The sequence below is a fragment of the Streptomyces sp. NPDC058326 genome, assembly GCF_042879855.1.
GTDB lineage: Bacteria > Actinomycetota > Actinomycetes > Streptomycetales > Streptomycetaceae > Streptomyces.
Genome location: NZ_JBHVZO010000002.1, coordinates 590,999 through 611,062 on the forward strand (window position 1 = coordinate 590,999; position 20,064 = coordinate 611,062).

The window sequence follows — 20,064 nt, forward strand, 5'->3', positions numbered from 1 at the left end:
TTGTTCGTGGGGTGGCGGCTCATCCCTTCACCGCCCCGGCGCTGAACCCGGTGACCAGCCACTTCTGGATGAAGCCGAAGACGATGACGACGGGGACCGCGGCGATGACCCCGCCCGCGGCGAGCGCCCCGAGGTCGACGCTGTCGGCGCCCATGAGGGTGTTGAGACCGACCGGGATCGTCTGCTTGTCCTGGCTGCTGAGGAACATCAGGGCGAAGAGGAAGTGGTTCCAGGCGTGCACGAAGGCGAAGGAGCCGACGGCGACCAGACCGGGCCGGAGCAGGGGGAGGACGACGACCCTGAAGGCGTGGAAGCGGTTGCAGCCGTCGACCCAGGCCGCCTCCTCCAGGGAGTACGGCACGTTCTTGATGAAGCCGCTGATGAGGATCATCGACAGCGGGAGCTGGAAGACGGTCTCGGCGATGATGACGCTGCCGAGGGAGTTGATCATCTTCAGCTCGGCGAAGATCTGGAACAGCGGGACGAGGAGCAGGGCGCCGGGCACGAACTGGGAGCAGAGCAGGGCCAGCATGAAGCCCTTTTTGATCCTGAAGTCGAAGCGGGCGAGCGCGTATCCGCCGGCGAGGGCGACGACGGTGGTGCTGATGAGCACCGCCACGCCGATGAGCAGGCTGTTCTGGAAGAAGATCCCGAAGCTGCGCTCGTTCCACACCTTCTCGAAGTGCGCGGTCGTTATCGGCCAGGGCACCAGCGAGGTGGAGCCGGCGGGCCGGACGGCGAAGAGCAGGATCCAGTAGAACGGGATCAGGGTGAAGAGGAGGTAGATCCCGAGGGGCAGATAGATCTGCCAGCGGGGCACCTCGTCCCAGGCGCGGTGCCTGCCGCGGCCCGCGGCGGGCGGGGTCCGGTCGGGCGGCGGTGCCGCCTGAGCGGCCGGGGCGGCCGGGGCCGGGCTGAGAGTGGACTCGGCTGTCACTTGCCGTCGCCTCCGAACTTGCTCAGGCGCAGATAGACCATGGAGCAGAAGAGAAGGATCACGAACGCCACCGTGGTGAGCGCGGAGGCGTAACCGAAGTTGTGGGCGTCGACGCTGGTGTGGGCGATGTACAGCGGCAGGGTGGTCGTCTCGCCCGCGGGGCCGCCGCCGGTCAGCGTGTAGAGGAGGTCGACGTTGTTGAACTCCCAGACCGCGCGCAGCAGTGTGGAGAGGACGATCGCGTCCCGGATGTGGGGCAGTGTGATGTGGACGAACTGGCGGATCCGGCCCGCCCCGTCGACCTCGGCCGCCTCGTACAGGTCCTTGGGTACGGACTGGAGGTCGGCGAGGATGAGGATGGCGAAGAACGGCACCCCGCGCCAGAGGTCGGCGACGATCGCCGCGGGGAACACGGTGGCCGTGTCGGAGAGCCAGGACGTGCCGTACGTGCCGATGCCCATGTCCGCCAGATAACGGCTGATACCGGTCTGGGAGTTGTAGAGCAGCACCCAGATCGCGGAGGTGAGCACACCCGAGACGGCCCACGGGGAGAAGACGAGGGCCCGGCCCAGGGCGCGGCCGACGAAGGTCTGGTTCACGATGAGGGCGAGCGCGAGACCGAAGAGGAGCTGGAGCGTCACCTCGACGACGACCCACTTGAGGCTGAAGGTCAGCGTCCCCCAGAAGTGCGGGTCGTCCGTGAAGATCCGGGTGAAGTTCTCCAGGCCGGCGAAGCCGTTCCGCCAGGGCTTCGTGGGGTTGTAGTGCTGGAGGCTGTAGTAGAAGACGCTGAGCACCGGGTAGGCGATGAAGCCCAGCATCAGCAGTCCGGCGGGGGCGATGAGCAGGTACGGAAGTCGGCGGGGGGCCGCTCCCGTGCGGCGGCGCCTCCGTGCCGTGACGGCTTGGGGCGATGGGGTCACAGCTGAGGCCATGACGGCGGCTCCGTTCTCGGTGAAGCGCTTCGCGAACGACGTTCGAGATATCGGACAAGAGGGGTCGGGTGGGGCTGGTGGGCCTTCCGGGCCGGGACTGCCGGGAGTTCGAGGGCGGGTCTCAGCCCGCGTACGGATCGGGGGTCGCTCCCGGCCTGGCCAGGAACTCGAAGTCGCAGCCGGTGTCGGCCTGGGAGATCTGCTCCATGTAGAGCGCGCCGTAGCCGCGCTCGTAGCGGGCCGGCGGCGGTGTCCACGCGGACCGGCGGCTGTCCAGCTCCTCGTCCGTGACGTGCAGATGGAGGGAGCGTGCCGCGACGTCGAGGGTGATCGTATCGCCCGTACGGACGAGGGCAAGGGGTCCGCCGACATGGGATTCGGGCGCCACGTGCAGCACACACGCCCCGTAGCTCGTCCCGCTCATCCGGGCGTCGGAGATCCGCACCATGTCCCGGACGCCCTGCTCCAGGAGGTACCGGGGGATGGGCAGCATGCCGTACTCCGGCATCCCGGGCCCGCCCTTGGGACCCGCGCCGCGCAGCACGAGGACGTGCTCGGCGGTGATGCCCAGCGCAGGATCGTCGATGGTCCGCTGCATCGAGCGGTAGTCGTCGAAGACGACCGCGGGACCCGTGTGCCTGAGCAGCCGCGGCTCGGCCGCGATGTGCTTGATGACCGCGCCGTCCGGGCAGAGGTTGCCGCGCAGCACCGCCACCCCGCCCTCGGCGGCCAGCGGCCTCGACCGGAGGCGGATCACCTCGTCGTCGTGGACGAGGGCCCCGTCGAGCTGCTCCCGCAAGGTGGCGTGGGAGACGGTGGGCCGGTCCAGGTGCAGCACGTCGGTGAGCCGCGAGAGGAAGCCCGTCATCCCGCCCGCGAAGTGGAAGTCCTCCATCAGGTACTGCCCGCCCGGCCGCAGGTTCGCCAGGACCGGAACCGTCCGCGCGATCCGGTCGAAGTCGTCCAGCGTCAGCTTCACCCCCGAACGCCCCGCCATCGCGATCAGATGGATCACCGCGTTGGTCGAACCGCCCAGCGCGAGCACCGCGGCCACCGCGTCCTCGTACGCCTCCCTGGTCAGCAGCCGCGAGAGCCGCAGGTCCTGACGGACCAGCTCCACGATCCGCAGCCCCGAGGCGGCGGCCATCCGGTCGTGCCCCGAGTCCACCGCCGGCACCGAGGAGGCACCCGGCACGGTCACGCCCAGGGTCTCCGCGGCGGCGGTCAGCGTGGACGCCGTGCCCATCGTCATGCAGTGGCCGGGGGAGCGGGCGAGACCGCTCTCCAGCTCCGCCATCTCACAGTCGCCGATGAGCCCGGCCCGCTTCTCGTCCCAGTACTTCCACATGTCCGTACCGGAGCCGAGGGTCTCGCCCCGCCAGTGCCCCGGGAGCATCGGACCGGCAGGCACGAAGACCGTCGGCAGGTCGACCGAGGCCGCGCCCATCAGGAGCGCCGGGGTCGTCTTGTCGCAGCCGCCCATGAGGACGGCCCCGTCCACCGGGTAGGAGCGCAGCAGCTCCTCCGTCTCCAGGGCGAGGAGGTTGCGGTAGAGCATGGGGGTCGGCTTCTGGAAGGTCTCCGACAGGGTGGAGACCGGGAACTCGAGCGGAAAACCGCCGGCCTGCCACACCCCCCGCTTCACGGCCTGCGCCCGGTCCCGCAGATGGACGTGGCAGGGGTTGATGTCGGACCAGGTGTTGAGGATCGCGATCACCGGCTTGCCGAGATGCTCCTCGGGCAGATAGCCGAGCTGCCGGGTGCGGGCGCGGTGGCTGAACGAGCGCAGCCCGTCCGTGCCGTACCACTGGTGGCTGCGCAGCTCCTCGGGCCGCTTCTCCGGCCGGCCGTCGGGGGTCGGCGTGCTCATGCCGACCAGCCGGCGGCTATCGCGGCGACCTCGGCCCGCTCGCCCTCAGGGAGTTCCCGGCTCGGCGGGCGGACCGCGCGGCGGCACAGGCCGAGGGAGGCGAGGGCCTCCTTGACCACGGTCACGTTGTCCGCGCTGCCGTTCGCCGCGCGCAGCTCCTCGAAGCGGCGGATCCGCTCCCACACCTTCATGGCGGCGGGGAAGTCGCCGGCCCGCAGGGCGCCCAGCATCTCAAGGGAGACCGCGGGGGAGACGTTGACCAGGCCGGAGGTGAAGCCGGTCGCGCCGCTCGCGAAGTACGCGGGCGCGTACGGCTCGGCGAGGCCGGCCACCCACACGAACCGGTCGAGGCCCGCGTCCCTGGCGAAGCCGGCGAACCGGGCCGCGTCGGGGACCGCGTACTTCACGCCGATGACGTTGGGGCAGACGGCGCCGAGTTCGGCGAGCCGGGCCCCGCTCAGCAGCGGGTTGCGGATGTAGGGGACGACACCGAGCTCCGGGACGGCCTCGGCGATGGCCCGGTGGTAGTCGACCCAGCCGCTCTCGGAGACGTACGGGTGGACGGGCTGGTGGACCATCACCATGCCGGCGCCGGCCGCGCGGGCGTGGCGGGCGGCCTCGACCGCCGTCGGCACGTCGTGGCCGACACCGACCAGGACCGTGGCCCGGTCGCCGGCCTCCTCGACGGTCACCTCGGTGAGGGAGCGGCGCTCCTCGGGGGTGAGGGCGTAGAACTCCCCGGTGTTGCCGTTCGGAGTGAGGGTGCGGACCCCGCCGTCGAGAAGCCGGCGCAGCAGCGCCCGGTGGGTGGCGGTGTCCACGGAGCCGTCCTCGGCGAACGGGGTGACCGGAATGGCCACGACGTCGGCGAGGGCGGCCCTCAGGGTCTCGAATTCGATGCTCACGTGCTGCTGCCCGCTCATTCGCTGTCCAGGGGGGAGTGGGGGAAGGCGCGCTCGACGAACGAGGCGATGTGGTCGTGTACGGCCCGGCCCGCCCCGTCGACGTCGCCCGCGGTGGCCAGCCGCAGGATCTGCTCGTGCTCCGCCGCCTCGCGCTCCCAGGAGGGGACGGCGGCCCAGGCGACCGTGGAGACGAGCGCGGCCTGGTCGCGGACCTCGTCGAGCATGCGGCCGAGCAGCGGGTTGCCGCAGGGCAGGTAGAGCGCGCGGTGGAAGTCGCGGTTGGCCAGGGACCGTTCGGCCGGGTCCTCGGCCGCGGCCGCCCGGCGCAGGGCCTCGTCGGCCGCGTCGAGCGGGGCGCGGGAGGCGACGGCGCGGCGGACCGCCTCCGGCTCGAGGAGCAGACGTACGTCGTAGACGGCGCGGGCCATGTCCGCGTCGACCATCCGGACCGTGACGCCCTTGTACTGGCTCATCACCACGAGTCCGCTGCCCGCGAGGGTCTTGAGCGCCTCGCGGACGGGGGTCTTCGACACCCCGAAGCGCGCGGCGAGTTCGGTCTCCACGAGCGCCTGTCCGGGTCTGAGTCCGCCGGTGAGGATGTCGTGCTTGATCGCTTCCAGGACGTACTGGGTGCGGGAGGGGATGGGACTGGGGGCGAAGGCCATGGCGCGCTCTCAGATCTCATGTATCGCGTCTCATATATGACGTACGAAGTGCAACGGGCATGAAGCTATGGGGGCGTTCGTGTTTCGTCAATGCTTCGCGCAAGCGTTTTCTACGGCCCGGATCCTGGGGAGGTCTGGTTCAGCGTTTTGTTTTCTGACCGCTTCACCGCCCACGCGACTGCTTCTGGATGCGCGAGTACCAGTGGTCGGACTTCCGCTGGGACCCCGAGACCTTCCCCGACCCCGAGGACATGCCGGCCCGGCTCAAGGCCCGGGGGCTGCGCGTCGGCATGTGGATCGACCCGTACATCGCCCAGAAGTCGGAGCTCTTCGCGGAGGCCGCGGCCCGGGGCCTCCTGGTCCGCAGGCCCAACGGCGACGTGTGGCAGTGGGACCTGTGGCAGCCCGGCATGGCCCTCGTCGACTTCACGAACCCCGAGGCCAGGACCTGGTTCCAGGACAAGCTGCGGCCCCTGCTCGCGCAGGGCGTCGACTGCTTCAAGACCGACTTCGGCGAGCGCGTCCCCACCGACGTCGTCTGGCACGACGGCTCGGACCCCGAGCGCATGCACAACTACTACGCCCAGCTCTACAACCGGACCGTCTTCGACCTGCTGGAGAAGGAGCGCGGCACCGGCGAGGCCGTCCTCTTCGCCCGCTCGGCCACCGCCGGCGGCCAGCAGTTCCCCGTCCACTGGGGCGGCGACTGCCGGGCCTCCTTCGAGGCCATGGCCGAGTCCCTGCGCGGCGGCCTCTCGCTCTCCCTGAGCGGCTTCGGCTTCTGCTACGAGATCACCCGCACGCCGGAGGGCCCCGGGTCACGGTGAGCGGAACGGAACTGCCGTACGAGGTACGGCTTCTGGCGCCGGGCGGGCTCGACGGCTGAGCCCCTGCGGCCCCTCCCTCCTGACGGGAGGGAGGGGCCGTAGGGTCGGACCATGACGAACACGCGGACGACACGAGACCCCGGACAGCGCAAGAAGGACGTCCTGGTGCGCCTCACGGACGAGGTGGACATCTGGGTGTCCTCCGCGGCCGGCGACGGCACGCCGTACCTCGTGCCCCTGGCCTTTTACTGGGACGGCGCCGACATCTGGCTGTGCACCCGGCTCACCAACCCCACCGGGCGCAACCTCAGCACCGGCGGACGGACGCGGCTCGCGCTCGGAGACACCCGGGACGTGGTGCTGCTCGACGGCGAGGTGACGAGCCTCGCCGTCGCGGACGTGCCGACGGAGGCGATCGAGGGGTTCGCCGCCAAGTGCGGCTGGGACCCGAGGGGCTCGGGCCCCGCGTACGTCTGGTTCCGGGTCCGTCCCACCGCCGTGGAGGCCTGGCACGAGGAGCCCGAACTCGTCGGCCGCCACCTCATGCGGGACGGCGTCTGGGTGGTCTGAGCCCGCCGCCGGGCTCCCGTCATGCCGCGGGGCGCCGCCCTACCCGGGCCCCGGCGGGTCCCCCGCGGGATGAGTGGTGGCTGTCGGTGTCACGGTCATGCGCCGTCCGCCGGGTTCCTCAGGACCTCGATCACGCTCGCGTAGCTGTCGGAGCCATGGCCCGCGGCCTTGGCCCGTTCCATGGCGGACTTCAGGAGTTCGGGCAGGGCGTTGTCGATGCCGCGGGCCGCCGCGGCGTGGATGAGATGGTCGATGGCCGCGATCTGCACGTCGACGGTGGCGTCGTCGCCCGGGTAGCGGCCGGCGTCCACCTGGGGCGCGTAGGTGGTCAGGAAGCCGGTCACGGTGGTCAGCCAGCGGATCGCGACAGGGGTGAAGGCCGTGGCCGGTATCTTCTCCGCGCCGACCAGCGCGGTGCCGTGCAGCCATCCGGTCATGGTGGACCACATCAGGCCGAGCAGAGCGGCGTCGTAGAGGGAGGCCAGGCCCGGGTCGGTGCCCAGGTACAGGGGATCGCCCAGGGCCCCCAAGGTCGGACGATGGGCCTCGAAGACGGTGTGGGAACCGCTGTAGAGGAACATCGTCTCGGGGCTGCCGACTCCGGGCGGAGTGGTCAGGATCGCGCCGTCGAGATAGTCGGCGGCGTACGACCGGGCCCACGCGGCGGCCTCGTCGGCCTGCTCGGGAGAACCGGAGGTGAGGTTGACCAGGACCTTGCCCGCGAGGGAGCCGGCGACGGGGTCGAGGACGGTGTGCAGCGCCTCGTAGTCCAGTACGCAAGCGATGGTCACGGGACTCGCCGCGATCGCCTCCTCGGGTGTCGTGGCCAGCCGGGCACCCCGGTCGACCAGCGGCTGGGCCTTGTGCGCCGAGCGGTTCCACACGGTGGTCTCGTGGCCCTGCTCCAGCAGTACGGCGGCCAGCGCCGAGCCCATCGAGCCCAACCCCATGACGGTCACTGAGGAATGATCAGAATGCATGTCAGAACTCCCTGTTCGTCCGCCTGCGGCGGTCGGTCACGTGAGGACCAAGATCGCAGCGCGCGGCGGTCGGGAACAGTGACGCCGGTGACGGCGACCACCAAATTCCTGCCGTACCCTTCGAGGCATGAATCCTGGTTCCGTCGCCTTGGTCGTGACCGAGGACATCGGATTCCCCTCTTGGGATCTGTACGAGTTGAGCGTCCCCTGCACCGTCTTCGGGAAGCCCCAGCCCGACCTGGCAGACCCCTGGTACGACCTGCGGCTGTGCAGTACGGGGGAGCGTCAGCAGGACGACTCCCCGACCGGGACCGGGCTGTCACTGCGGACCCGCTACGGGCTCGACGACCTCGTCGGCGCCGACACGGTCATCGTGCCCTCGGTGCCCGACCCCTGTGTCGACGAGGGCAGGCCGCTGCCGCGGAACCTGATCACGGCCCTGCGCAACGCCTACGACGCGGGCGCCCGCATGGTCTCCCTGTGCACCGGCGCCTTCGCACTCGCCGAGGCGGGTCTGCTCGACGGACGACGCGCCACCGCCCATTGGATGCACACCGCTCAACTGGCCGAGCGCTACCCGAAGGTACGGGTCGACGACTCGGTGCTGTACGTGGACGAGGGCGATGTGCTCACCAGTGCCGGGCTGACCGCCGGACTCGACCTCTGCCTCCACCTGGTACGTCGTGACCTGGGTGCGCACGTCGCCAATCAGCTGGCCCGGCGGATGGTGGTGCCCGCCCACCGGCCCGGCGGCCAGGCGCAGTTCATCGACCTGTCCGTGCCCCCCACCGACGACGGGAGCCTGGGGCCCGTACTGGACTGGGCTCGTACGCACCTGGACCAGCCCCTGACGGTCGAGGACCTGGCGCGGCGTGCGGCGATGAGCCCGCGGACCCTCTACCGGCGACTCCAGGCGGCCACCGGGACGACTCCACTCCAGTGGCTCCTCAACCAACGCCTCGGACGGGCCCAGAGCCTGCTGGAATCGACGGACCTGCCGATCGAGAAGGTCGGGGAACTGAGCGGCCTCGGCACGGCGAACAACCTCCGCCACCACTTCCTCAAACAGGTCGGGGTGTCGCCGAGCGACTACCGACGGGCCTTCCCCCGGACGATGTCCGGTGACGCCAAGGGCGACGGGGCCGCGTAGGGCGGAACGGTGATCGGGTCCATGCAGCGCGCGGTCACGGAGAGCTCGGACTCCGGTCCGGGGTGATTGCCCATGCGGTGGACCGGCGCGACGGTCCTCGCCGCCGTAGTCACGGCCGCTCCCGGTGGCCAGTGCGTGGAGGTCGCCCACAACCTCGTGCCCACCCTCGGAGTCTTCCCCGTCCGGGACTCGAAGGTCCCGGACGGTCCGGGCCTCGCCGTCTCCGCCGCCGCCTTCGCGGCCTTCGTCGACTTGGTCAAGGCGCGGCGGCCCGGCGTCTGCTGAGAAACGGGCGGGGCGACCCGGGGCGCCGTGGTCAGCGGTAGTCGTCCGGGTGGCCCTGCATCCACGTGTTGATGAAGTCACGGGTGCCGATGAGCAGCTTCTCGTGCTTCTTCAGGTTCTCGTAGGAACTGTCCCCGGCCAGCGCCTCGTTGAGCTCGGCGATCTTCTGGATCGGCTCGGGGAAGTGTCCGGGCCCCTTGGGGTCGGCCTTCATCGCCCCGTCCAGCTCCTGGAGTTCCTTGTGGACGCGGCCGAGGAAGTAGGCGCAGTCGGCAGCGCAGGAGTCGTAGAGGGTGGCCTGCAGGGTGGCGAAGGCGTCACGGACCTTCTCGCCGGGGGCGGGGGCGAGTTCGCCGGTCGGGGTGGAGGTCGCGGCCGCCCCGGGGGCGGCGGTGGGCTCGGCCGTGGTGGTCCCCGCCTCGGGCGCCGTGGTCGTGGCCGCCGTCCCCGGGCCCGTCGCCGGACGGTCGGGCTCGGGGGTCGTGCCGCAGGAGACGGCCAGGGCCGCCAGAGCGACGGCGACCAGCGCGGCACGTCGTACGGACATCTTGTCGATCATGTGGAGCCCTCCCCGGTGTCATGGACCGGGCGAGCCTATCCCGCACGTGATCAGGGCCCGGCACCGGAGGTGCCGGGCCCCGGTGAGGTGTCCCGCCGCGCCGGAAGGAGACCGGCGGGTCACCCGTCGTCGCCTTCTCCGGACCCTCAGCCGGAGAAGGCGACGTGCGCGAGGCGCACCGGCCCGCGCAGCTCGACGCGGAGGTCCGTCACGTCCCGGAGGTGACAGGCCGCCCCCACGGTGGTGAAGGCGTACGGGCCGTCCGTCGGCCCCACCGTGACGCGGGCGAGGACGGTCGTCCCGTCGGCCCCGGAGAACGTCACCTCGCCCGCCTCCGAGGCCGTCACGGCGACCTCCGTGACACCGTCGCCGAAGTCGCACGCGCGGTAGAGCAGGGTGCCGGGCACGCCCGGGGCCGCCGGGGCGACCGCGTCGCCGGAGACCTGGGAGCGGTCCACGATGACCGTGCCCGTCTGCTCGTCGTACCCGGCGGCCTCCAGGCCGGCCTCCAGGACCGGCCGGGGGCCGGGCGCGATGCCGGTCAGTTCGATCCGGACGGTACGGTGTGCCTCCGCGCTGGAGGGCCCGGCCAGGAACTCGTACGTCCCCGGCTCCACCGCCCACCGCCCGTGCGCCACGTCCCAGTACGCGAGCGCCGACAGCGGCACCGTGAAGGCGAGCGACGCCGAGGCGCCCGGCGCCAGGTGGATCCGCTCGTGGGCGACGAGCTCCCGGTGCGGGCGCGGTACGGACGGCGTCACCGCGCGCGCGTACACCTGGACCACCTCGTCCGACGCGACGGCGCCCGTGTTGGTGACCGCGCAGTCGATGCGTACCGTCTCCCCCTCGACGGTCGTGGACAGTTCCCCGTACCCGAAGGTCGTGTACGAGAGACCGTGCCCGAAGGGGAAGAGCGGCGTCCCGTCGAAGTACAGATACGTCTGACGCCCCCCGATCACGTCGTAGTCGAGGAGATCGGGCAGGTCCGCATCGGTCGCGTACCAGGTCTGCGGGAGCCGCCCCGCCGGGGAGACGTCACCGGCCAGGACGCGGGCCAGCGCCGTGCCCGCCGCCTGTCCGCCGTGCGCGGTCCACAGCAGGGCCGGGAGCGTGGCGGCGGCCTCCGGCACCGCGTACGGGTAGGACGAGACCAGGACGAGGACGGTCCGCGGGTTCGCCGCGTGCGCGGCGCGCCACAGCCGGTCCTGGTGGGCGGGCAGGGCGAGCGTCGTACGGTCCTCGGTCTCGCGGCCGTTGATGTGCGGGTCGTTCCCGGCGACGACGACCACGACGTCCGCCGCCGCGGCGGCCCGGGCGACCGTGTCCTCGCCCCGCTCGACGGTCTCGACCGAGAACACGTCGGCGGATCCGCGGTCGGCGGCAACCTTCACGCCGTCGGCGGCGACAGAGACGTAGCCACCCGTCCCCAGGTGCAGAAGGAGGTGCCCGTCACCGTGGTCCGCGTCGCCATCGTGGTTCCCCGCGTCCTCCAGCCGGAAGGTCTCCTGGACGACCCAGCCACCCGGCTCGTCCGCCGAGGCGCGGACGAAACCGTCCTCGGCGACCGACAGGTACCGGCCGTCGGGGGCGCGCAGGGTCAGCACCCCGTCGCCCCAGTCGACCAGGGCCAGCTCCGAGCCCTCCCCGTCGGCGGTCAGCGGCGGAAGGTCGGTGCGACCCGCGGTCAGCGCCGGGTCGAGCGCGCCCTCCGCACCCCGTACCGGGCCGGCCGCCCCGCTCTCCGGCACCCGCAGCAGCGCGCCGGACGCGGTGCGCAGCCGTACCCGGTCCACCCCCTCGGCGAACGTCACCCGGTCCGCGCCGAACCGTTCCCGCAGCCCGTCGAGCGGCGAGGACCGGTGCAGCAGCGCACCGCTGTACCAGTCCAGCTTGCAGGCGTCGCCGAGCAGCCCCACCACGGCGATCCGCTCCGGCCGCCCGAGCGGCAGCAGCGGCCCGTCCGCGCCCGGGACCGCCTTCTCGTCCCGAGGTCCCTCCGCGCCCGGAAGTCCCTTCTCCTCCAGCGGCCCGCCCGCGCCCACGGGTTCGTTCCTGAGCAGGACGACCGCCGCCTCTGCCGCCTCCAGGGCCAGCCCCCGGTGCTCGGGGGTGTCGAAACGGTCCTCGTCCCCGTACGGGCCCGAGTCGGGGTCGAACTCGCCCAGCAGACACCGCACGGTGAGCTGGCGCCGTACGGCCCGGTCCACGTCCTCCGGGCCGATGAGGCCGAGGTCGAGCGCCCCGCGCAGCCGCCCCAGGGTGACCGAGGCGTCCGTGCCGTGGTCGGTGAAGGAGTCGACCCCGGCGCGCAGCGATGCCGCCAGGGCCTCCTCGTGGGTGGCGAAGTACCCCTGGGAGTCCGCGAGGTTGGACGGCGCGCCCGCGTCCGAGCAGACGAACAGCTCCTGGTCCGTCCAGGTCCGCAGCTCGTCCCGCAGGTACGGGGAGAGGTGGTTCGGACGCCCGTTGACCAGGTTGTACGCGGGCATCACCCCGGCCACCGCGCCCGCCTCGACGGCGCCGCGGAAGGCCCGCAGGTCGTACTCGTGCAGCACCCGGGGCCGTACGGAGGCCGAGGAGGTGTCGCGCGCGGTCTCGTTGTTGTGGGCCAGCCAGTGCTTGAGGACCGGTGCCGTGCGCCAGTACACGGGATGGTCGCCGCGCAGCCCCCTGGTGTACGCGGTGGCGATCGCGGAGGTCAGGGCGGGGTCCTCCGCGTACCCCTCCTCGCCGCGCCCCCACAGCGGGTGGCGGAGCAGGTTCACCGTGGGCGCCCAGACGTTGAGGCCCGCCCGGTCGTCCTTGGCGCGCATCGCCCGCACCTCGCGGGAGACCGCCTCGCCGACGCGGCGCACCAGTTCCGGGTGCCAGGTCGCGCCCAGGCCCACGGACTGCGGGAACACCGTCGCGGGTCCCAGCCAGGCGGCGCCGTGCAGGGCCTCCTGGCCGGTGCGGAAGGCGGCGAGGCCGAGGCGGTCGACGGCGAGCGTGAACTGGTGCAGCAGCGCGAGGCGTTCGTCGGCGGTGAGCCGGCCGAGGAGGTCGTCGACGCGCCGGGCGACGGGAAGGGCCGGGTCACGGAAGGGCGGCCGGTGTGCGGTCACGTGCGAGTCCCTTGGCAGAGGAGTGTGTCGTCAGGACGAGGAATTCGAAGCGCTTCGATGCTCCGGCCGACGGGAACGGGTGTCAAGGCGTACGGGGCGCCGATTTCCCGTTCCCGGGCTGGTACTTGGCGGGCGCGCAACGATCGCGGGAACCCCGAGATTCTTGGGAACGACTCTTGCCGCGCCCGTGACGTTCACTTAACCTCGCAGCAATATCGAAGCGCTTCAACTCGACCGTCGGCGGCGCCCGGGGCTCCGGCCCGCCCGCACCACCTCCACCACCGCAGCCGGCCGGCACCTCGACGGTCGCCGTATGTCCTGGCGCGTGCCATGAAGGGTTGACGCAATGACGCCGAACGCCGTCTCCCCGGGCTCCCGGAGATCCACCCCGAGCCGGAGTGACTCCGGGCAGAGCCGGAGGGGCTTCCTCGCCTCCACCGCCGTCGCCGCCGCGGTGGCCGGCGGCGTCCCCCTGTTCGTGGCCTGCGGCGGCGGCGGTACGGACACCGGGAAGCCGCCTACCGGGGAGGCGAACTCGACGGCCTGCCCGCCGTCCTCCGCAACGGCCGCGCCCGGTACGTCTCCACCCTCCCCGAACCCGAGGGCCTCCGCGCGCTCCTCGCCACCGCGGCCCACCGGGCCGGGGTCCGGCCCGTCCTCGACGACCTGCCCGAGGGCGTCGAAGCCGTCCGCCGCGGCGACCTCCTCTTCCTCCTCCACCACGGCCGCGGACCCGGTCACCGTGCCCCTGCCCGGCCGCCACCACGAGCTGCTCACCGGCACCACGGTCGAGGAGGCGGTGAAGCTGGAGCGGTACGGCGTCGCGGTCCTCGACGCACACGAGCGCGCACCGGACCCCGTACCGAGGGAGCTTCCGTGATCCACGGCACCTGGGAACCCGCGCCCGCCGCCCGCTGGGAGGACGCCTTCCTCGCCGGGAACGGCCGCCACGGCGCCCTCGTCCACGGCGACCCCGTCGACGACCGGGTGATCGTCACCCACCACACCCTCGTACGGCCCGGCAACCCGCCCGGCGGGACCGCGCCGCCCCGGCTCGCCGCCGCGCTCCCCGCTCTTCAGGACGCCCTGCTCGCGGGGGACCCGACAGCGGCGGAACGGTTCACCGACGGGCGGCCGCTGCGCTGGGTGCGGCCCTTCCACCCCGGCTTCCTGACCCGGGTACGGAGCACGCCCGCCACCTCGGACGTACCTGTGCGGCGGTCCGTGGACTTCACCACCGGGGTCGTCACCTGCGTGAGCGGGGAACGGCGCAGCGAGGTCTTCGTCTCCCGCGCGGACGACGTCCTCGTCCAGCACGTCACCTCTCCCGGCCCCGTCGTCGAGATCGAGCTCGACCACCGGCTGCCCGGCGTCCCCGCCGACCTCGGCGCGGGACGCGGCGTCGCCACCGCGCGCGGCGAGACCCTCCTCACCCTGCGGGCCCGCTACCCCGGAAGCCCCCTCGGCTACACCGGGCTCACGCTGCTGCTCACCGACGGCGGCCGCACCACGGTCACATCCGGCGGCGTCCGCGTCGAGGGCGCCGGGCGGCTGCTGCTCCTCACCCGGGTGCGGAGCCACGCCGGAGCCGTCGACACGACCCGCGAGACCGACACCCTGCGCGCCCTGACCGGCGGCCCGACCTCCGGGGATCCCACGACGCTCCACGCCCGGCTGCTCGCCCGCCACACCGCCCTGCACACCGCCGCCTACCGGCGCGTCACCCTCGACCTCGGGGCCGACGAGGCCGAGCGGGCCCTCCCCGGCTCGGCCCTCCTCCGCCGTCCCGGAAGCCCCGCGCTCCTCGAACGCCTCTTCGCGGCGGGCCGCTACCACCTGCTCTCCTCCTCCGGCGCACGGCCGCCCCGCCTCACCGGGCTCTGGACGGGTGACTGGAACACGGCGTGGGCGGGGGCGTTCACCACCAACGCCAACCTCAACCTCCAGACCGCGTCCTCCGTCGCCGCCGACCTTCCCGAGGTGACGGCGGCCCACGCCTCCCTGGTGCACGGACAGCGGGACGACTGGCGGGAGAACGCCAGGGCGATCTTCGGCACCCGGGGCATCGTCGCCCCCTCCCACACGGACGGCGTCTCGGGGTACACGTACCACTTCAGCCGCGAGTACCCCCTCCACCTGTGGACCGCGGGCGCCGACTGGCTCCTCAAACCGCTCCTCGACGACGAGGAGACGAACGGCACACGGGACCCGAGGACATCGGCCGCCCTCGCCGAACTCGCCCTCTTCTACGAGGACTTCCTCACCCGCACAGGACCCGACGGACGCATCGTCGTCGTCCCCTCCTACTCCCCGGAGAACCGTCCGCGCGGCGGGAGCTGGGGAGCCGTCAACGCCACCATGGACATCGCCGCCGCCCGGCACGCCCTGCACGCGGCCGCCGACCGCGCGCCGGCCGGGGACGCCGACCGCCTGCGGGCGCTCGCCGGCCGACTCCCGGAGTACCGCGTCAACGACGAGGGCGCGCTCGCCGAATGGGCCTGGCCCGGCCTCGGCGACCGCTACGACCACCGGCACCTCAGCCACCTCTACCCCGTCTGGCCGCTGGACGAGATCAACCCGTACGACACCCCCGCCCTCGCCCGGGCCGCCCGGCGCGCCCTCGAACTCCGGGGCAGCGAGAACGACTCGGCCCACGGGCACCTCCACCACGGACTGGTCGCCGCCCGGCTGCGGGACGCGGCCCGCACCGGCGCCGCCCTCGACCGCGTCCTCACCGGCGACTACTTCCACGACTCTCTGATGAGCGCGCACTACCCGGCCCGCGACGTCTACAACGCCGACGCCGCCCACGCCCTGCCCGCTCTCGTCGTCGAGGCCCTCGTGCAGTCCACGCCCGCCCGGCTCGTCCTGCTCCCCGCGCCGCCCGCCCGGTACCCGCGCGGCCGGCTCACGGGCGTACGAACCCGTTTCGGCGCCCGCCTCGACCTCAGCTGGTCACCGGGCACGTACGAGGCGGTCCTGCGCCCGGACCGGGACGCGGAGATCGACCTCAGGACACCGACGGGGGCGACCCGTCTCGTCCTGCGCGCCGGAGCGGAACGGACCGTCGGCTCCGAAAACTCCTGACGAAATGATCTCCTGGGGGTTTGGCCGAGCCGAAGCGCGACAGCTGTCACATAGGCAGGCTCGTTGCCACCGGCAAGGCCGTAGGCGCACAGGTGAGACTTTGGGGTTCCGTATCCTCACGCTCGACGTCCGCACGAGCTCGTTGAGCATGTGTGCAAGAACGAGACGTTCTCGCAGCTCGGAGCCGGTTTCGGGATATCCCAGGCCACCGCCTGGCGGTACGTCGACGAGACCTTGGACGTCCTGGCCTCCTGGGCGCCCGGGCTCCATTGGGGAACCGTCTCACGACCAGACAAGTCGACCTTCGGTGAACCGACAGACCGGGGAGCTTCCACCGGCGATCCTCGTCAGCGTCGCCGCCACGGAGTCGAAATACTCGGCCATCGATTCGTACTCGCCCGTGACCGTGGGGCCACCCACGAACCACCTGCCGACGCGCCCGTCCCGTACATCGACGAACTTTCCCATCCAGCCGTCCTGGTCCGACAGGAACGGGATCCACTCGTTACGCCAGAACGGGTGGTCCGGCTGGTCCGGAGGGTCGAATCCACCAGACGTGTATCGGTTCGCGTAGAGCCTCTCCATCGCCCTGATGCCCAGAAAGAAGCTTCCCTCGTCGGGGAACCCGTCGAAGCCGCAACACATCACGTCGTCGTCGAATTCTTCCTCCGGCAGATCCGGATTGTTCTGCAACAGCCACGTCCGCAGGTCCCCATGCAGGGAGATCCCCATACGTTCCTCGGCTGCCGCGAGCATCTGCTCCGTAGCGGGCCCCGGCAGATCCGCGTGATCGGCCGGCGCGTGCTCCCGAAGAAGACTCATCACACGCGTCCAACTCTCAGCCACACTCATCGCCCTCTGCCCTCCGTCCTCTCTACGGATGTCTCCGTCCGACTACGCCACTGCGGAGATCGGGAATTACCGGCCGGAGAACCTTGCAGGGATGGTACTTCGAGCATGCGTTCCATCCGTCCCCACGATCTCGCGGACCGCGCCTACCAGGGCGCCGGCCCCTCTTTCCGCACCCCGCACTACCACCCCCGCGAACAGCCGCAGCAAGTACTGCGGATCGTGAAGATCGAACGGTGCGTTGCGCGGCCAGTCCTCGACACTCGTCTTGACCGCACCACCGTCGGGACCGATCTCAACCTGCCGCAGCCGCCGTCCGTCCGGCCCGAGCTTCATCAAGAAGACCCTTCCCTCCTCGAACTCCGGCCGGCGCAAGTAGACACAGCCCCGTCCCACCAGGACGGCGAATCCGGGCTGCCGGCGCTGGGCACCCCTCTGAGCGCGGAAACTGGACAGCGGATTCGGATCCGGAGCGTCAAGGTGGGCCTCCTCCACGTCCCCACGGCATGAACGACCGGCCTGCGGGCCTGAGGTGAGCCCCGGCCGGGGGAACCGGGCGCTCGGGGTCGCACGTCCACCCGTACATGCTGATCGTCCTGGGGATACTCTTCGCCGTCGCGCCCGTCGTCGTCTGGATGACGATCGCCCGCACCCGCCCCGTCGGCTTCGCGATCGGCGGCACGCTGCTCGCCGGAGCCAGTCTGCTGATCAGTGTCCAGCACGGCTGGATCGACGTCCCCAGACCCGACGCCCATCTCATATTCACGGCTCTCGCGCCCCTGCTCATCGCCTGCGGCGCGGGACTGGAAGGACGGCACGAGAACTCTCCTCCCCCGCAATGGACCTCCCGCCGCAACGGAGCGATCGGCTTCCTGGGGATGCAGTTCGTCCTCACTCTCGTGGCCGGCCTCCTGTACGCGCTGTTGATCAGCGAAGGCTCGGAGGCCCCGCCGTCCAAGGCCCTCCCCTCATTGCCGCCGGGCATCAGCATGGTCAGCGAAGGCACCAGCTGCGGTTCCGGCGGCTGCTGGCGCGTCGCGACGGTCACCAGCGAGGACGGCCTGTCCCGCCCGGAGATCATCCGCGAACTGGGCCTCCAGCGGGAGAGCTGCCGTTCCAACGGCTGGCTGCTGGACCGGCGTGACCTGTGCGTCGGAGCCAGGGACAATGGCGAGAACGTCATCATCTATGTCGGCTTGGGATACTGAGAGGTCGTTTCCTGGTGCCGCATCAGACGACGTTGGCCTCGTCTCGTGGAGTGAGGCGGCGGGAGTTCTGGGCGGGAGGGCTTTGAGGCGCTTGTCGGCGGCGTTCTTGTTCCGTCAGGTGATGTAGCGGCGGAGCACGCTGCCCTGGGCCGCGTGGGTGGGTGTAGGTCGCGCGGCGTCGCCGTCGGGGCTCGCGGTCGGGCGGAGCAGGATGCGCAGGTGTCACAACAGGGTGCATGTTGCCTGATGCGGCACTGGGGCGTGTATCGAAAAAATTTTCGGAGCGGTCGTGGGGCCGCTCAACTAGGGTGCGGCCATGGCGAACTTTGTACTCATTGCAGGTGCGCGACTCGGATCGTGGGCGTGGGACGATGTGGTGCCGTATCTGCGTGCGGCCGGCCATGGGATCCACCCGCTGACGCTGTCCGGTCTCGCTGAGAAGCAAGGCGTGCCGGCCGGGCAGCAGACCCACGTCCAGGACATCGTTGATGAGGTCGAGCGCCAGGATCTGCGTGAAGTGGTCCTGGTAGGGCATAGCTACTCGGGTATCCCCAGCGGTCAGGCCGCCGAGCGGATCGGCGACCGGCTGGCGCACGTGGTCTTCCTTGACTCCAGTGTTCCGGCCGACGGTGAACCGTTCGTCTCCTCCTGGCCGGACGGCGGAGCGATGATGAGGGCAACGATCGCCGAGAACGGAGGATTCTGGCCGGTCGCGCCCGCGGCCCACTTCGAGGGTCACGGTCTCACCGATGAGCAGATCGCGCGGATCGTGGGCGGTTCGACGCCGCACCCGGGTGCCACGCTGACCGAACCCGCCGTGTTGGAAAGGCCGCTCGACGACCTCCCGGCGACTTACATCAAGTGCACGCTCGGTGACCCCGAGCCGAGCGACGACGTAGCCAAGCTGCTGACCAGCGGGCGCTGGCGGCTGATCGAGATGGACACCGGCCACTGGCCGATGTTCTCCCAGCCACGCGAACTGGCGCGGAACCTCCTCGACATTGCCGGGGTGTGACCGCAGTTCCATGCTTCCGGACTCCTTGCCGGCGTTGTGTCGACTGCGCTGATCACAGCCACTCGTAGATGGCCGCGATGAGAACGGTCGCCTCGTGGCGGACCGCGAGTGTGTCGTACCAGCGTGGCCACGGCCCAGTGCCTTTTGAGGCGATTGTTGCCGCACTCGACCGCATGCGAGCCTTGTAGCCCTGCCAAGGCGACGAACGAGTTGTGGGCGGTGCGCGCTGCGCCGCGGAGAACCTAAATGTGTCGACAGTGCTCCTCGGCACCCGGCACAGTGGCCACCCGTGACGAGCAGTGAACTGTGGACCCGTGAGACCGCCGACCGCTACGACGCCGGGGAGGCCGAACTGTCCTCGGCCGCCGTCCTCGGACCGACCCTCGCCTTCCTCGCCGAGCTCGCCGGAGACGGCCGGGCACTGGAGTTCGCCATCGGAACCGGACGGGTGGGCGTCCCGCTGAGGGAACGCGGCGTTCCGGTGGTGGGCATCGAACTGTCCGAGCACATGGCGGCGGTGCTGCGGCGCAAGGCGGACGAGGAGACGCTCCCGGTGACCGTGGGGGACATGGCCACCACCGTCGTGCCCGGCGAGTTCTCCCTGGTCTACCTCGTCTACAACACCATCACCAACCTGCTCACACAGGACGAGCAGGTCGAGTGCTTCCGCAACGCCGCACGGCATCTGGAGCCCGGCGGCCGGTTCGTCATCGAGCTGGGTGTGCCGCCGCTGCGGCTCCTGCCGCCCGGCCAGATCGCGGTGCCGTTCGATGTCTCCCAGCAGCATCTCGGCTTCGACACCTTCGACCTGGTCGAGCAGATGCTCGTCTCGCACCACTTCACCCGCGACGGCGACGACGGCCGCTACCGCCGTGAGAACTCCCGGCACCGGTACGCCTGGCCGGCGGAGCTCGACCTGATGGCACGGATCGCCGGGCTCGAACTGGAACGCCGGGTCGCGGACTGGGACGGAGCTCCGTTCACCCAGGACTCGGCGAAGCACATCTCCGTGTGGCGCAAGCCGGCCTGAGGTCGGCCACCGGGCCAGGCCGTCAACGTGGCTCCTGAACGCCGCCGCCAGGTGCCCGGTTCGCGTGGGGCGCGCGCGGTCGGTTCCT

The 20,064-nt window shown here is 71.4% G+C and carries 19 protein-coding genes and 2 pseudogenes; 11 read left to right on the forward strand and 10 right to left on the reverse strand.

The genetic code is table 11. From position 1 onward, the window contains the following. Positions 1-19: 19 nt before the first annotated feature. From ACFVYX_RS05415 to ACFVYX_RS05435, 5 genes are all read right to left on the reverse strand, one after another. Positions 20-937 carry a carbohydrate ABC transporter permease gene (locus ACFVYX_RS05415; RefSeq protein ID WP_389679976.1) on the reverse strand — a complete coding sequence of 306 codons (918 nt, stop codon included), beginning with the start codon at positions 935-937 and terminating at the stop codon, positions 20-22. After that, positions 934-1,872, reverse strand: a complete 939-nt coding sequence (locus ACFVYX_RS05420) for a carbohydrate ABC transporter permease (RefSeq protein ID WP_389679977.1) — start codon at positions 1,870-1,872, stop codon at positions 934-936. Before ACFVYX_RS05420 ends, ACFVYX_RS05415 begins: the two co-directional genes overlap by 4 nt. A 121-nt stretch (positions 1,873-1,993) precedes the next feature. Next, positions 1,994-3,742 (reverse strand): L-arabinonate dehydratase, encoded by a 1,749-nt coding sequence (araD, locus tag ACFVYX_RS05425; RefSeq protein ID WP_389679978.1) that lies wholly within the window; start codon positions 3,740-3,742, stop codon positions 1,994-1,996. Further along, positions 3,739-4,665 carry a dihydrodipicolinate synthase family protein gene (locus ACFVYX_RS05430; RefSeq protein ID WP_389679979.1) on the reverse strand — a complete coding sequence of 309 codons (927 nt, stop codon included), beginning with the start codon at positions 4,663-4,665 and terminating at the stop codon, positions 3,739-3,741. Before ACFVYX_RS05430 ends, araD begins: the two co-directional genes overlap by 4 nt. Then, a complete protein-coding gene (locus ACFVYX_RS05435) occupies positions 4,662-5,312 on the reverse strand; it encodes a GntR family transcriptional regulator (protein WP_389679980.1) in 651 nt (216 codons plus the stop codon). Before ACFVYX_RS05435 ends, ACFVYX_RS05430 begins: the two co-directional genes overlap by 4 nt. Before the next feature lie 176 nt (positions 5,313-5,488). Between ACFVYX_RS05435 and ACFVYX_RS05440 the strand changes: the two are divergent. Next, positions 5,489-6,094: pseudogene (locus ACFVYX_RS05440) on the forward strand (TIM-barrel domain-containing protein); the annotation flags it as partial. 156 nt (positions 6,095-6,250) lie between these two features. Continuing rightward, positions 6,251-6,709, forward strand: a complete 459-nt coding sequence (locus tag ACFVYX_RS05445; protein WP_389679981.1) for a pyridoxamine 5'-phosphate oxidase family protein — start codon at positions 6,251-6,253, stop codon at positions 6,707-6,709. A gap of 95 nt (positions 6,710-6,804) precedes the next feature. Here ACFVYX_RS05445 and ACFVYX_RS05450 read toward each other — a convergent pair whose 3' ends face one another. Then, the gene (locus ACFVYX_RS05450; protein WP_389679982.1) at positions 6,805-7,689 is read right to left on the reverse strand and encodes an NAD(P)-dependent oxidoreductase; all 885 of its coding nucleotides are present in this window, start codon (positions 7,687-7,689) and stop codon (positions 6,805-6,807) included. Positions 7,690-7,816: 127 nt separating this feature from the next. Here ACFVYX_RS05450 and ACFVYX_RS05455 point away from each other — a divergent pair, with 127 nt between their 5' ends. Beyond that, a complete protein-coding gene (locus ACFVYX_RS05455) occupies positions 7,817-8,839 on the forward strand; it encodes a GlxA family transcriptional regulator (RefSeq protein WP_389679983.1) in 1,023 nt (340 codons plus the stop codon). A 72-nt stretch (positions 8,840-8,911) separates the two neighbouring features. Further along, a complete protein-coding gene (locus ACFVYX_RS05460; protein WP_389679984.1) occupies positions 8,912-9,124 on the forward strand; it encodes a DUF397 domain-containing protein in 213 nt (70 codons plus the stop codon). A gap of 31 nt (positions 9,125-9,155) precedes the next feature. On the opposite strand, the gene ACFVYX_RS05465 is transcribed toward ACFVYX_RS05460, so the two are convergent. The 3 genes from ACFVYX_RS05465 to ACFVYX_RS05475 all read right to left on the reverse strand — a co-directional run bounded on the left by ACFVYX_RS05465 (position 9,156) and on the right by ACFVYX_RS05475 (position 13,528). Continuing rightward, entirely contained in the window at positions 9,156-9,683 is a 528-nt protein-coding gene (locus tag ACFVYX_RS05465) for a hypothetical protein (RefSeq protein WP_389679985.1), read from the reverse strand. Positions 9,684-9,829: 146 nt separating this feature from the next. Further along, positions 9,830-12,787, reverse strand: coding sequence for a glycoside hydrolase family 3 C-terminal domain-containing protein (locus ACFVYX_RS05470; RefSeq protein WP_389679986.1), 2,958 nt, complete (start codon positions 12,785-12,787; stop codon positions 9,830-9,832). Between the two features lie 225 nt (positions 12,788-13,012). Next, positions 13,013-13,528: a hypothetical protein gene (locus ACFVYX_RS05475; RefSeq protein ID WP_389679987.1), complete on the reverse strand. Its 516-nt coding sequence runs from the start codon at positions 13,526-13,528 to the stop codon at positions 13,013-13,015. Between the two features lies 1 nt (position 13,529). Between ACFVYX_RS05475 and ACFVYX_RS05480 the strand changes: the two genes are divergently transcribed. From ACFVYX_RS05480 to ACFVYX_RS05490, 3 genes and pseudogenes are all read left to right on the forward strand, one after another. Beyond that, on the forward strand, positions 13,530-13,667 hold the full coding sequence (locus ACFVYX_RS05480) for a Beta-galactosidase C-terminal domain (RefSeq protein WP_389679988.1): 138 nt from the start codon (positions 13,530-13,532) through the stop codon (positions 13,665-13,667). Next, positions 13,664-15,874, forward strand: coding sequence for a glycoside hydrolase N-terminal domain-containing protein (locus ACFVYX_RS05485; protein WP_389679989.1), 2,211 nt, complete (start codon positions 13,664-13,666; stop codon positions 15,872-15,874). Before ACFVYX_RS05480 ends, ACFVYX_RS05485 begins: the two co-directional genes overlap by 4 nt. Positions 15,875-16,021: 147 nt before the next feature. Further along, positions 16,022-16,144, forward strand: a pseudogene (locus tag ACFVYX_RS05490) (transposase family protein); the annotation flags it as partial. Positions 16,145-16,156: 12 nt separating this feature from the next. Here the strand turns inward: ACFVYX_RS05490 and ACFVYX_RS05495 are convergent. Beyond that, a complete protein-coding gene (locus tag ACFVYX_RS05495; RefSeq protein ID WP_389679990.1) occupies positions 16,157-16,726 on the reverse strand; it encodes an SMI1/KNR4 family protein in 570 nt (189 codons plus the stop codon). A gap of 105 nt (positions 16,727-16,831) precedes the next feature. Between ACFVYX_RS05495 and ACFVYX_RS05500 the strand changes: the two genes are divergently transcribed. The 4 genes from ACFVYX_RS05500 to ACFVYX_RS05515 all read left to right on the forward strand — a co-directional run bounded on the left by ACFVYX_RS05500 (position 16,832) and on the right by ACFVYX_RS05515 (position 19,976). Beyond that, on the forward strand, positions 16,832-17,233 hold the full coding sequence (locus ACFVYX_RS05500) for a hypothetical protein (protein WP_389679991.1): 402 nt from the start codon (positions 16,832-16,834) through the stop codon (positions 17,231-17,233). 74 nt (positions 17,234-17,307) lie between these two features. Beyond that, positions 17,308-17,931, forward strand: a complete 624-nt coding sequence (locus ACFVYX_RS05505; protein ID WP_389679992.1) for a hypothetical protein — start codon at positions 17,308-17,310, stop codon at positions 17,929-17,931. 316 nt (positions 17,932-18,247) lie between these two features. Continuing rightward, positions 18,248-18,946 (forward strand): alpha/beta fold hydrolase, encoded by a 699-nt coding sequence (locus ACFVYX_RS05510; RefSeq protein ID WP_389679993.1) that lies wholly within the window; start codon positions 18,248-18,250, stop codon positions 18,944-18,946. 289 nt (positions 18,947-19,235) lie between these two features. Next, positions 19,236-19,976 (forward strand): class I SAM-dependent DNA methyltransferase, encoded by a 741-nt coding sequence (locus ACFVYX_RS05515; protein ID WP_389679994.1) that lies wholly within the window; start codon positions 19,236-19,238, stop codon positions 19,974-19,976. The last annotated feature ends 88 nt before the right edge of the window (positions 19,977-20,064 follow it).